Source organism: Polaromonas sp. P1_F8 (assembly GCF_056405635.1).
The window spans coordinates 698,318-710,864 of the sequence record NZ_JBFUBS010000001.1; the positions used below are offsets into that span (position 1 = coordinate 698,318).

A 12,547-nucleotide genomic window follows, 5' to 3' on the forward strand; every position below is an offset into this window, starting at 1 on the left:
GGGCCTTACACCAGGATCATCAGGGCGATTTGGATCAGCACGATGAGCACCAGCGCGGACAAATCCACGCCGCCCACCGTGGGGATCACGCGGCGCAGGGGTGCCAGCACGGGCTCGGTCAGGCGCCCCAGCAAACCATACGCGGGTGAACCAGGCTGCACCCACGACAGGATGGCGAAACCGAGCACCAGGATGAACAGGGTTTGCAGCGCCACGCGGATCAGCATCTTCAGCGCAAAGGACAGCAGCGTGAGCAAGGCTACAGGGGCAGCCCCGGCAGTCCACAACGTGCCCCCCAGCAGCAGTCCAAACAGCAGGCCCCACAGCAACGCATAGGCCAGTGCCAGCAACACGGCCGCCAGGATGCTGGCCCAGTCCACCCGGGACTGCATCACCGGCCTGGGCAGCACGCGGCGCAAGGGCTTGACCAGCCAGTCGGTCACGGCCATCACAAAATGGCCGGGCTGGGCCGTCATGTTGACCCGGACCCAGTTCATCCAGGCCCGCAGCAACGCCGCTGCAATCAGCAGGAAAAACAGCGTTTCAAGCAGGAAGGCCAATACGCGCATCAGCATGGGCAACGTGCCTTGCGCGTACGGAGCGCAGGCAGGGAAAAAGTGTTGTGCGGAAATTTCATGGTGTCCCGGCGCCTAACGGCGCGGCTTCTTGCCCTGCTTGCGGCCCGGCGGATTGCCCGCCGCCTTCTTGACCGCCGCCTTCAGAGCCTGAATGGGCGATTTGGGCGCCCTTTCACTGCTGCTGGTGCTGCGGCTGGCCGCGCCGCCGCCGCGGCCGCCTGAGCGCGACTCCGAGCGTTTACCAGCGCTCTTGCCGCCCGCCTTGCCGCCGGTTCGAGGCTCTGCCGCATGGCGCGAAGCGCCGCGTTCCTGTGCCGGCAGTTCCGCCGCATGGCCGCCCGTCTTGTCCTTCATCGCACGGCCAACAAGGTCCTGGCCCTCATTCACCAGCCGGAAGTCGATCTTGCGGCCGTCCAGGTCCACCCGGCTGACCTGCACCCGCACCCGCGTGCCGATGGCATAACGGATGCCGGTGCGCTCGCCGCGCAGTTCCTGGCGGGCTTCGTCGAAGCGGAAGTATTCGCCGCCCAGCTCGGTGATGTGCACCAGGCCTTCGACGTACATCGCGTCCAGCGTGACAAAGATGCCGAAGCCCGTGGCCGCGGTGACGACGCCGCCGAATTCCTCACCGAGATGCTCGCGCATGTACTTGCACTTGAGCCAGGCTTCCACGTCGCGGCTGGCTTCGTCGGCGCGGCGCTCGTTGGCGCTGCAGTGAAGGCCGGCGGCCTGCCAGGCGAGTTCGTCCGCGCTGGCTTTTTTCGGCTTTTGCGTTGGTTCCTTGACGCGCGCGGCCAGGCGTTTGGACAACTTGGCCTCAGCTTCGCCCGGCGTGGGCAGGGTCGGGAGCTGGTACTTGGCCTTGTTCAGCACCGCCTTGATGACGCGGTGCACCAGCAGATCCGGATAACGCCGGATCGGGCTGGTGAAGTGCGTGTAAGCCTCATAGGCCAAGCCAAAGTGACCGCTGTTCATGGGTGTATAGATCGCCTGCTGCATGGATCGCAGCAGCATCGAGTGGATTTGCTGTGCGTCCGGCCGGTCCTTGGTGGCCAGCGCGATCTTCTGGAATTCGCCGGGCGCCGGGTCATCGGTGATGGTCATGCCGATGCCGGCCGCCTTCAGGTAGTTGCGCAGCATCTCCTTCTTCTCGGGCGTTGGGCCTTCGTGCACACGGTACAGGCCCACGTGCTTGCTTTGCGAGATGAAGTCCGCCGAGCAGACGTTGGCCGCCAGCATGGCTTCTTCAATCAGCCGGTGCGCCACGTTGCGGGTGCGGGGGACGATTTTTTCAATCCGGCCTGCTTCGTCGCAAACAATCTGGGTCTCGGTGGTTTCAAAATCCACCGCCCCGCGTTCGCCACGCTCCTTGAGCAGTGCCTGGTACACGTCGTGCAGGTCGAGCAGGTGCGGCACCAACGCCTTGCGCTGCGCAGCTTCAGGGCCGCGTGTGTTGGCCAGGATGGCGGCGACTTCGGTGTAGGTAAAACGCGCCTGGCTGAACATCACCGCCGGGTAGAACTGGTAGGCGTGAACCTCGCCCTTGGCATTGACCAGCATGTCGCAGACCATGCACAGGCGCTCGACATTCGGGTTGAGCGAGCAAAGGCCATTCGACAATTTTTCCGGCAGCATGGGAATCACGCGGCGCGGAAAATACACGCTGGTAGCGCGGTCGTAGGCGTCGATGTCGATAGCGCTGCCGGTTTCCACATAGTGGCTCACGTCGGCAATCGCCACCAACAGACGCCAGCCCTTGCCGCGGCCCACTTTGGCGGGCTCGCAATACACGGCGTCGTCAAAGTCGCGGGCATCTTCGCCGTCGATGGTGACCAGCGGCACGTCCGTCAGGTCAACGCGATGCTTTTTGTCGGCAGGCCGCACGGAATCCGGCAGGGTGCGGGCCAGGGCCAGCGCTTCGTCGCTGAATTCATGCGGCACGCCGTACTTGCGCACCGCGATCTCGATCTCCATGCCGGGGTCGTCGATCTCGCCCAGTACTTCCTTGACGCGGCCCACAGGCTGGCCAAACAGCGCCGGCGGCTCGGTGAGTTGCACCACCACCACCTGGCCGGCCTTGGCCGTGCCGGTAGCGCCCTTGGGGATCAGGACGTCCTGACCATAGCGCTTGTCTTCGGGTGCCACCAGCCAGACGCCGCTTTCCTGCAGCAGGCGGCCGATGATGGGATTCGAGGATCGCTCAACGATTTCCGTGACGCGGCCTTCGGGCCGGTTTTTGCGGTCGTGCCGCACGATGCGGGCCTTGACACGATCCTTGTGCAGCACTGCACGCATTTCGTTGGGCGGCAGGTAAATATCTGCTTCGCCGTCATCGCGCAATACGAAACCATGGCCGTCGCGGTGGCCGGAAACGGTGCCCTCGAATTCAGCGAGCAAGCCGGATGAATGGGCGGACGATCCGCCGGGATGGGAGTGAGTTGTTTTGATAGAAAGTCTCTTTTCGTTGGAGGCTGCCGGGTTTAAGTATGCAGCCGAAATATTTCAGGAAAATTTGAGGGCCCGGGCCTGAGAAAGCATTGAAGTAATGGTACACTGCTAGCTGTGCCCGGGTGGCGGAATTGGTAGACGCGCACGGTTCAGGTCCGTGTATCGCAAGATGTGGAGATTCGAGTTCTCTCCCGGGCACCAGATACACCAAACAGCTTTGCCAGACTCTGAAACTGACTCTGGGGTAAAGCAAGATTAAAGCCACTGTGACCCAGTGGCTTTTTTTGTGGCCGGGCCTCTTCTTCAGGCCCGGTTTAGCGTCCGCAGTATCGTTAATCAAACAGGCACGGCAACCAGGTCATGGCCCTGGGTTCCGACAATGCGGGCCCGGGTGAATTCGCCGACTTTCAGCGTCTTGCTGATTTTCTCGGGCGGTAACAGCTTGACGATGCCGTCGATCTCCGGCGCATCGGCATAAGAGCGCCCGGTGCCACCCTTTCGGCCTAGCGCCGGCGCCGAATCCACCAGCACCTGCATGGTTGCACCTATGCGCTGCTGCAGTTTCTGGCTGGACACCGCTTCGGCCACGGCCATAAAGCGGGCGCGCCGCTCTTCACGCAGCTCGATCGGCAGCATGCCGGGAATATCGTTGGCCGTGGCGCCTTCCACCGCGCTATAGGCAAAACAGCCTGCACGGTCGATTTTGGCTTCCCGCATGAAGTCCAGCAGATGGTCGAACTCCGCTTCCGTCTCGCCGGGAAAACCGGCGATGAAGGTGCTGCGAATCACAATTTCGGGGCAGATCTCGCGCCAGCGCGCAATGCGCTCAAGATTTTTCTCGCCGCTGGCCGGCCGCTTCATGCGCTTGAGCACATCCGGGTGGCTGTGCTGCAAAGGTACATCCAGGTAAGGCAGCACCTTGCCGGTGGCCATCAGCGGCAGCACTTCATCCACACTTGGGTACGGATACACATAATGCAAGCGCACCCAGGCGCCATACGGCTCGGCGATCTCGCCCAGTGCCTGCACCAGTTCCAGCATGCGCGTCTTGATGGGCTTGCCATCCCAGAAGCCAGTGCGGTATTTCACATCGACGCCATAGGCCGAGGTGTCCTGGCTGATCACCAGCAATTCCTTCACGCCGCCTTCAAACAGGGCGCGCGCCTCATTGAGCACGTCGCCGATAGGGCGCGACACCAGGTCGCCGCGCATGGACGGGATGATGCAGAATGTGCAGCGATGATTGCAGCCTTCGCTGATCTTCAGGTAGGCGTAATGTTTGGGCGTCAGCTTGATGCCGGCAATGCCAAAGGCATTCGGCACCAGGTCCACGAAAGGATCATGCGGCTTGGGCAGGTTCAGGTGCACCGCGTCCATCACCTCTTGCGTGGCGTGCGGGCCCGTCACGGCCAGCACGCTCGGGTGCATCTGGCGCACCAGGTTGCCGCCGCCCTCACCCGCCTTGGCGCCCAGGCAGCCGGTGACGATGACCTTGCCGTTTTCGGCCAGCGCCTCGCCAATGGTGTCCAGGCTTTCCTTGACCGCGTCGTCGATGAAGCCGCAGGTATTGACGATCACCAGGTCCGCACCTTCAAAGGTCTTGGAGGTCTGGTAGCCCTCAGCACTCAATTGCGTCAGGATCAGCTCGGAATCAGTCAGGGCCTTGGGGCAGCCCAGGCTGACAAAGCCGACGCGCGGCGCGGGCTTGGTGTTAATGGAAACAGGTGGGGAAATAACTTCACTCATGGGGTGTATTGTCTCAGGTCGCCGACTTCTGCGGGACCGCCAGAGATTCAACCCCTGGCTTTCATTTCAACGCTTCAAGCCGAAGGCCTGCAGCATCTGCTCGCTCTGTTTTTGCATCTGCTCCTGCATCTGCGTGAAAACGTTCTTGGATTGCTCCACGTAATTGCCCATCATGCCTTGCATCATGGGAGATTGCGCATTCATGAACTGCGCCCACATCTCGGGCGTCAGCCCTTTGGACTGCTCGGCCATCTTGACCTGCAGGTCCATAAAACTCTGCACGTTCTTCTCAAGGTAGGCACCCATGAAGCTCTGCATCGCATTGCCGTAAAAACGGATGATGTTGGCGAGCACAGCCTCGGTGAACATCGGTGCACCGCCGGTTTCCTCTTCCAAAATGATCTGCAGCAGGATGCTGCGCGTCAAATCTTCATTGGTCTTGGCATCGCGCACCACAAAATCGGCGGTGTCCATCACCAGCTGGCGCACTTCTGTGAGCGTGATGTAGGCCGATGTCTCGGTGTCGTACAGCCGTCGGTTCGGGTACTTCTTGATCACACGGGAAGCCGCAGCCTTGCCGGCCGTCCGACCACCTTTGGCACCGGGAGCGCCGTCGGCAGAAGCCTCATCCTGTGAAGGCGGCATGCCGGGTGATGGGCTGGTGGATTTGCTTTTTGGCACTGGTATTCCGGTGAATGGATGAATTGGGCTATTTTAGGGAGCCTGATACCCGCACTTATCTTGGTTTACCCTGACATTTCACAAGAAGAAGCTATCAGCATCATCTTGACACAAGCGGCCTCGCTATCTCGATCAATGCCTGAAAACCAGAAAACGCGCACCCGAAAAGTTAAAAAGCAACGCAATCACGGAGCCGACAGCCAGCGGCAGGAGCGTGTGAGCGGCCGCGATCGGAAGCCAGAGGATCATCAGGTAGAAAACCAGGAAATTGATCGCAATGCCTCCGGCCTGCACCAGCAAATACCTGAGATATTCCTGCATTAAAAAAACTCTGGCGCCGGTTGGCGGGCGAAAGGTGAATAGCCGGTTGGCCCACCAGGTAACAAACGTCGCGGGAAGAAAGGCCAATGCGCGCGCGACCATGATGTCGATGCCGAATATCCGCAGGAAGACAAAGAATAAACCAGCATCAACCACGAAGCCGAAACCACCCACCACCAGAAAGGTCATCAACTGGCGTCCTGAATTTTGTTCCGACGGGCTCTTGGACATCAGGTTTTATTTGTCATGGACACGATCATGAGTTCGTAGCTCATCCTGTGCTGATGCACGATGCTGTCGAGCATCAACGCCACGGAAAAGAAGATGACTGCCACGATTTCCAGCGCGGCAGCAAGCACCGCCAGCGGTACATGGTAAATGTATTGGTAGGTGAACCAGTCAGCCAACACCGGAATACCGGCAATAAAACCGAGGACCATGAGCAGCACGGAAACCGTACCAAAAAACGCCAACGGCTTGTAATAACGCAGTATCTGGAAAATCGCAAAAATAACCTTGGCGCCATCGGCCAAGGTGTTGAGCTTGGAAAAGCTGCCAGCCGGCCTGTCCACATACTCCACAGGAATTTCCATGACGCGAAAACGTTTATCAAGCGCATGCAGCGTCATATCAGTTTCGACCTGAAAGCCTGCCACCATTACCGGATAGGTCTTCACAAAGGTACGGCTGAAGGCACGATACCCGCTCATGATGTCCTGCAAAGTGGATCGGAAAAACAAATTGATCATGTTTTTGACAAGATCATTGCCAAATCCGTGAAAGCGGCGTTTGTTGTGGTCCTGATAATGCCCGCCGGAATGCCGATCGCCTACTACCATGTCCGCTTGGCCTGACGCAACAGGCGCGATCATGTCGGCGGCGCGAGATGCCGGATAAGTCTGGTCGGCGTCAGCCAGCAAATAAATGTCAGCGTCCACATCGGAAAATGCACGGCGTAATGCATTTCCCTTGCCTTGTCGATACTCGCGAATCAACCGCCCCTGACAGCCCAACTCTTCAAATGTCGTTTCAGTGATTGCGGAGGTACGGTCGCTGGAGTTGTTGTCGATCACACATATGGTGGCGTCAGGCAGCGCAGCATGGAAGTCCAGGATAACCTGCCTGATCGTCAACTCTTCGTTGTAGGCAGGAAGAATGACGGCAACGGTCGGCTTGGCAGAACTCATCGACACCTCTTGAAAAGACTGAATCACGACTGACGGGAAATACGGCAGTATTGGTAGCGATCCTGGCGGTTGCCCACCCACGCATGGTACGTCACACACGATGCCAGATCGATACGCAAGCCATAGCGTGCTTTTGCAAGTTCGTCACTGGCCTGGGCGATGACCTTGTCTTCCCCGGCAAGATCACGCCGCGTGGCGGGATCCATCACAACACCGCAGTACGCACCGTTGCTGCTATCGGACATCCTGGCATTCAAGCGGGAATTTCGATTGATGGCCCAACGTACGACATTGCAGCCAAAACCGTTTTTCCCAATGCTCATGCTTGCCAGAACACGATTGATTTTTGCAATTTGCGCAGGCCGCGTGTCTTTGCTCGCTGCAAAAATAACATAAGCGTTTTCTGACCGGCTGTCGATCATACGCATGGCCTGCGCCACAAATTTCGGCGACTCGGGAAAACTTGCCAGCGAGGCAACTTCGATCTCCGACGGGAAAAAAGGGATCAACCAAGCGTGCTGACCACCTTGCAATATCATGACCGCGGTTTTTTCTGGTTGAGCCAGTGGTGGCAATTCAACCCGAAAAGCCGTCTCGCCAAAACCAACGTTGCCCCATGTTGTCCGGAATAGCAAAACCACAACCACCGAGGAAAATAGTATCTTTTTCCCGAGCGATTGCGCCAGAGCCGGCTTGAATAACCGATGCAGCAAAAGCCAAATTGCCAATGGAGCAATCATTTCCAGCGGCACCAGGTAACGGTGAATGCTGAAGATTCCGAGCCAAGTCAAGTAGCTCGTAGAGGCGAATGCCAGCAGGAAATGAGCCCGCGACGGCGCCTCGAGAGGAAAGGCATATCCATGCCGCACGGGCGGTAGCCTGAAAAATCGGTGACGCACCGCCGCAACAGCCCAAAACAGGAACAATGCGTACAACACAGGTAGCGCGATCTGATAAAGCGCCGATTCACCAACACGCGCTGGATTCAGCGCAAAGATAAAGGGGAAAAAAATCGCTTCAGCTATACCTTTGGGTCTCCAGCGGGCGTCCCCCACACCGATCGAGCCGGCCATGTCCGACTGAAAATAAGTGTTGAACTGCGGGAACAGCGGATTGCCGTAGAGATCCCAGAGCAGAAGGAACCAGTAGCCTCCCGTCAAGGCGATGCCCAGCACAACGCCCACGCTGAATGTCGATGCGACGCGCAACCGATGCACTGCGCCGCCGGGACAGGCGAGCAGAAATGCCAAGGCGCCGGCCACCGCATAAACCGCGTTTGTGAGCTTTGCGCCCGCACCCATACCTATCAGCAATCCTGCCAACAGTAACCACAACAGGTAGTGTCCGCGCACACGTACCACGTCATCCCATCGTGCCACTGCGATCGCCAGGCCTGCCAGCACAAACACCGATGAAGCGTTGTCGCCCATGGTGTTTCCCAGTTCCGACACAAAAACAGCACTCAGGCACCCAGCCAGCGAGAGCAGAATCGCCGTCGCGTTGGGATGTTTTGCACGCACAACAAAAGGCTTCACGATCAGAAGCAAAAATACAAAATTAAGGCCATGAAACAAGCCCATCGCGAAGGCAGCTGCACGAGGCGGCCAGTGCTGGACCATCAGAAAATAGGGCAAATCCAGCAGCGGATTGAAATAGCTCTGCATCGCGGCCGGTGCAAGGTCAACCCCAACGCGGCCGTTGAGCAGCGCATACGCGTTATAGAGGTGGTAGTTAAGCAGATCCCAGTTCGCATCCTGGCCGATCACAAATACGGAAGCCAGCGCAAACAAAAGGGGAACGAAGAGAGCTGCCCAACGCGGGGCTGATGGCTGATCCAGACAGGCTATCTGCCGCGAATGGAGTTTAGAGAAAAATCCCATGGCAACTTCCTGATGCTTTTCTTCCCGTCCTAAATGCCCAGAGGAAGCGGACAAAGAACCCAGTTGAAACCGGTACGCGGCGGGACGTTTCCGGGAACACCTTGTCGGGAATATATTCGGGACCAAAAAAAACGACATCCGTAGATGCCGTATTTGTAGAACAGGAATTGGTAGGCGCGATTGGACTCGAACCAACGACCCCCACCATGTCAAGGTGGTGCTCTAACCAGCTGAGCTACGCGCCTAAGGACTGTTCGAAGCTCGTATTGTAGCAAAGCAAAACGGCTATCCGGCTTCGCCCTGAAAATTTGCCTAAAAAAGTCCTGTTGATGGGGTTCAGCGTCTCCGCGCAGACCGCACGCCCGGCACCTCGGCCACGACGGCCAGCACCTGGTTAAGCCGGCCCGATTGCGCAACCTCCACGGTGAATGTCATCCAGGCCGTGCCGCCGCGGTTGTCCTTGACCGATTGCGTCTGCACACCAATCACATTCATTTTTTCCTTGGCGAATACCTCGGAAATATCGCGGAGCAATCCCTGCCTGTCCGCCGCCTCCACGGCCACATCCACCGGATACACCGCGCCATCCGCCGTCTTGGGTGCGTTCCATTCAACCTCAATCACGCGGTCGGGACTGCCGCTGGCCATGTTGCGGAAATTGCTGCAGTCGCTGCGATGGATGCTGACCCCTTTGCCTTTGGTGACAAAACCGAGAATTTCATCCGGCGGCGCCGGCTTGCAGCATTTGGCCAGCTGCGTCAGCAGCGAACCCATGCCGACCACCAGCACGCCGCCGCCACTTTTGGATTTCTGATTCGGCGGGCGCGCTTTTTTTGCCAGCACATAGTCGTCCTGGCTCAACACCGGCTCGGGTGGCCTGAGCATGTTTTCGATCGTGCGCAGTGACAGCTCGTCCTTGCCCACTACTTCAAACAAATCATCCGCCGCCTTGAAGCCGAGTTGCACCGCCAGGTCGTCCAGCTTCATGGCGGTCTTGCCTTCGCGCTGAAGCAGCTTTTCCACGGCCTCGCGGCCCCGGGCCACCGTCTGTTCCATGGCCAACACGTTGAACCATGCGCGGACTTTCGACTTTGCACGGTGGCTGCACAAGAAACCGAGCTCGGGGTTGAGCCAATCGCGCGAGGGGCCACCTTCCTTCACGGTGATCACTTCAACCGTCTGGCCATTTTGCAAGGGCGTATTCAGCGGCACCATGACACCGTCAATGCGCGCGCCCCGGCAACGGTGCCCCAGGCTGGTGTGCACGCTGTAAGCAAAATCCACCGTCGTCGCGCCCTGCGGCAATTCCACAATGGCGGCATCAGGAGTCAGCACGTAGATGCGGTCTTCGAACAGCCCCTGCTTGGCGTCGCGTGCACGCTGGGAAGCCGGGCCCGAGAGGTCCCGCTCCCACGCGAGCAGTTGCCGCAGCACGGCGATCTTGGCGTCATATTCGCTGCTGGCCGATACGCCCGCGTAACCCTTGGCACCCGCCTCCTTGTAGGCCCAATGCGCAGCCACGCCGTGCTCGGCATGGTCATGCATGGCCTGCGTGCGCACCTGTATCTCCACCGCCCGCCCGCCATCGTCGCGCACCACGGTGTGCAATGACTGGTAGCCATTGGACTTGGGCTTGGCGATGTAGTCGTCAAACTCGCCGTCCACCGGCGTGAAGCGCGAATGTACAAAACCGAGCGCGGCATAACAGCCCTTCACGTCGGCGGCAATCACACGCAAGGCACGGATATCAAACACCTGCTCGAAGTCAAGCGACTTGCCGCGCATTTTTTTAACGATGCTGTAGATGTGCTTGGGTCGGCCCTGCACCAGCGCGGCAATGCCGTTCTGGTTCAGCTCGCGCTCCAGCTGCGCACGCAAGGCCTCCATGAAGCCTTCGCGCTCCACGCGCTTTTCATCCAGCAGACGGGCTGTCTGCTTGTAGGTATCGGGCTCCAGGAAACGGAAGGCCAAGTCTTCCATTTCCCATTTAATCTGCCAGATGCCCAGGCGATTGGCCAACGGTGCGAACACATGCAGGGATTCGTGGGCCAGCGGCAAAGGGGCAGGTTGCCGGGTGGCCGCGTAATGGCGCAGGGTTTGAAGCCGTGACGCCAGCCGCAACATCACCACCCGCAAGTCGCGCGAGAACGCCAACAGCATCTTGCGCACGTTTTCGGTTTGCGCAGCCGGGTCGTCCAGCAAGTGCGCCTTGGCATTGGCCGTGCGAGCCTGCCGCTGCACCTGGACCAGTTTGGTGGTTTCCAGCGCCAGCGCAGCATAGTTGGCGCCGAATGCCTTGGTGATGACTTCCTGCGGCTTGTTCAGATGCTGGCACGCATACACCAGGTAGGTCGCGGCCTGCATGGCTTCCGAGCCGCCGATGTTTTTCAGGATGGCCGCCACGGCGTCGGCATGCGCCAGGATGTTTTCACCCGTGTCATGCGTTTCGCTGGCAATCAGGGGCTCGGCAAACGCCCGGGCACGGGCCAGCGCATGCGGCTGGTCCGGCAGGCTGTCGGCCGTGGCGGTCACGATGGAGGCGTTTGCCCCCTGGGAGGGTGTCGGGCTACCGGGCCCGACCACATTGCTTTTCATGAAACTTCAGTCAAATAGTTGCGAGGCTGGCAGTGCCGCATTGCAGCACTTCCCCTGCATCACCCAATTCAATACCCGGGCACTACCCAAGCGCTACCCAAGCAGGAAACCCGCCACCGCGGCCACCTGGTCCGCAGCGATCAGCGTGGGCGCATGGCCTACCCCGTCAAACTCCACCAGGTGTGCGCGCGGGCCGCGGACCGTCATGGCCTGAGCCGTCTGGGAGCTCAGCAAGTCCGACTGCTTGCCGCGGATCACCAGCGTTTGCGCCTTGATATTGTCGTAGAGCTGCCAGAGCAAGGCTTCACCCTGCTGTGCGGATTGCTCGGTCTCCTGCTTGAAAGGCACGGCGATGGCCGGGTCGTAATGCAGGCGCCATTTGGCATCGGCGGCGTCCGAGACGCGCCTGAGCATGGGACGCGACAGCGCCAGCCACTGGTCGGGCGTGTGCGGGCCAAAGCTTTGGGAAATCGCCCACATCGCATCAGCCGCTTCCTGCACCGACCCAAAGTGACCGGCCTGCCCCAAATAAGCGCCGATCCGTACGATCGCCTGCCACTGGATGGCCGGGCCCACATCATTGAGCACCAGCCGGCGCACCGGCGCCGGCAAGGGCAGACCCGCGGTCCCACACACCGCTACCCCGATCAGGCCACCCATGCTGGTGCCCACCCAGTCCAGCGAAACCACGGGCGCCTGCGCGTGCAGCTGGCCCAGCAGCGCCAGCATGTCGGCGGCATAGCCCCGCATTTGATAGCCCATGGGATCTTTGAGCCAGTCGCTTTCCCCGCGGCCCACCACGTCGGGGCAGACCACGCGAATGCCGCCCGGAGCCTGGTCGCACAGCGCCCTCGCCAGTACGTCAAAATCGCGCCCCTGCCGCGACAGGCCGTGCACGCACACCACGACGTGCGCACTTTCCGGCCGGCCCCATTGCCAGTACGCCATGCGGTGCCCGCCTGTGGCGTCGGGGCAATTTACGTAGTTCAGCGTAGGTTGGGTCATGGTGCGGCAGTTCAATTCAAAGGCTTGATAATTGCTTGAGAAACTGGCGATGCGCAGCCTGCACCGCGCGCCGTTCAGAATCCCAGCTCAACCATCGTAAATCATC

9 protein-coding genes and 2 tRNA genes are annotated in these 12,547 nt (G+C 59.8%); 1 reads left to right on the top strand and 10 read right to left on the bottom strand.

What is annotated here, in order from left to right; translation table 11 throughout:
* Positions 1-5: 5 nt before the first annotated feature.
* Both AC1D1J_RS03375 and rnr read right to left on the bottom strand, forming a co-directional pair.
* Entirely contained in the window at positions 6-575 is a 570-nt protein-coding gene (locus AC1D1J_RS03375; RefSeq protein ID WP_477685593.1) for a YggT family protein, read from the bottom strand.
* A gap of 75 nt (positions 576-650) precedes the next feature.
* Entirely contained in the window at positions 651-2,975 is a 2,325-nt protein-coding gene (gene rnr, locus AC1D1J_RS03380; protein ID WP_477685592.1) for a ribonuclease R, read from the bottom strand.
* A gap of 167 nt (positions 2,976-3,142) precedes the next feature.
* Here rnr and AC1D1J_RS03385 point away from each other — a divergent pair.
* Positions 3,143-3,227, top strand: a tRNA-Leu gene (locus AC1D1J_RS03385).
* Between the two features lie 135 nt (positions 3,228-3,362).
* Here AC1D1J_RS03385 and rimO read toward each other — a convergent pair.
* The 8 genes from rimO to AC1D1J_RS03425 all read right to left on the bottom strand — a co-directional run bounded on the left by rimO (position 3,363) and on the right by AC1D1J_RS03425 (position 12,441).
* On the bottom strand, positions 3,363-4,772 hold the full coding sequence (gene rimO / locus AC1D1J_RS03390) for a 30S ribosomal protein S12 methylthiotransferase RimO (protein ID WP_477693894.1): 1,410 nt from the start codon (positions 4,770-4,772) through the stop codon (positions 3,363-3,365).
* A gap of 66 nt (positions 4,773-4,838) precedes the next feature.
* Positions 4,839-5,453: a polyhydroxyalkanoate synthesis repressor PhaR gene (gene phaR / locus AC1D1J_RS03395; RefSeq protein WP_477685590.1), complete on the bottom strand. Its 615-nt coding sequence runs from the start codon at positions 5,451-5,453 to the stop codon at positions 4,839-4,841.
* A gap of 132 nt (positions 5,454-5,585) precedes the next feature.
* A complete protein-coding gene (locus AC1D1J_RS03400; RefSeq protein ID WP_477693895.1) occupies positions 5,586-6,005 on the bottom strand; it encodes a GtrA family protein in 420 nt (139 codons plus the stop codon).
* Entirely contained in the window at positions 6,005-6,961 is a 957-nt protein-coding gene (locus AC1D1J_RS03405) for a glycosyltransferase (protein ID WP_477685588.1), read from the bottom strand. Before AC1D1J_RS03405 ends, AC1D1J_RS03400 begins: the two co-directional genes overlap by 1 nt.
* A 23-nt stretch (positions 6,962-6,984) precedes the next feature.
* Positions 6,985-8,841, bottom strand: coding sequence for a hypothetical protein (locus AC1D1J_RS03410; RefSeq protein ID WP_477685587.1), 1,857 nt, complete (start codon positions 8,839-8,841; stop codon positions 6,985-6,987).
* Between the two features lie 168 nt (positions 8,842-9,009).
* Positions 9,010-9,086, bottom strand: a tRNA-Val gene (locus AC1D1J_RS03415).
* A gap of 91 nt (positions 9,087-9,177) precedes the next feature.
* Entirely contained in the window at positions 9,178-11,436 is a 2,259-nt protein-coding gene (locus AC1D1J_RS03420) for a RelA/SpoT family protein (RefSeq protein ID WP_477693896.1), read from the bottom strand.
* A gap of 93 nt (positions 11,437-11,529) precedes the next feature.
* On the bottom strand, positions 11,530-12,441 hold the full coding sequence (locus AC1D1J_RS03425) for an alpha/beta fold hydrolase (RefSeq protein ID WP_477693897.1): 912 nt from the start codon (positions 12,439-12,441) through the stop codon (positions 11,530-11,532).
* Positions 12,442-12,547: the final 106 nt, after the last annotated feature.

What these genes read in the sequence shown, in the direction of transcription:
- AC1D1J_RS03405 (WP_477685588.1), bottom strand. Translation starts at nt 6,961, where the DNA reads ATGAGTTCTGCCAAGCCGACCGTTGCCGTCATTCTTCCTGCCTACAAC.
- AC1D1J_RS03375 (WP_477685593.1), bottom strand. Translation starts at nt 575, where the DNA reads ATGCTGATGCGCGTATTGGCCTTCCTGCTTGAAACGCTGTTTTTCCTG.
- AC1D1J_RS03400 (WP_477693895.1), bottom strand. Translation starts at nt 6,005, where the DNA reads ATGTCCAAGAGCCCGTCGGAACAAAATTCAGGACGCCAGTTGATGACC.
- AC1D1J_RS03410 (WP_477685587.1), bottom strand. Translation starts at nt 8,841, where the DNA reads ATGGGATTTTTCTCTAAACTCCATTCGCGGCAGATAGCCTGTCTGGAT.
- AC1D1J_RS03425 (WP_477693897.1), bottom strand. Translation starts at nt 12,441, where the DNA reads ATGACCCAACCTACGCTGAACTACGTAAATTGCCCCGACGCCACAGGC.
- rimO (WP_477693894.1), bottom strand. Translation starts at nt 4,772, where the DNA reads ATGAGTGAAGTTATTTCCCCACCTGTTTCCATTAACACCAAGCCCGCG.
- AC1D1J_RS03420 (WP_477693896.1), bottom strand. Translation starts at nt 11,436, where the DNA reads ATGAAAAGCAATGTGGTCGGGCCCGGTAGCCCGACACCCTCCCAGGGG.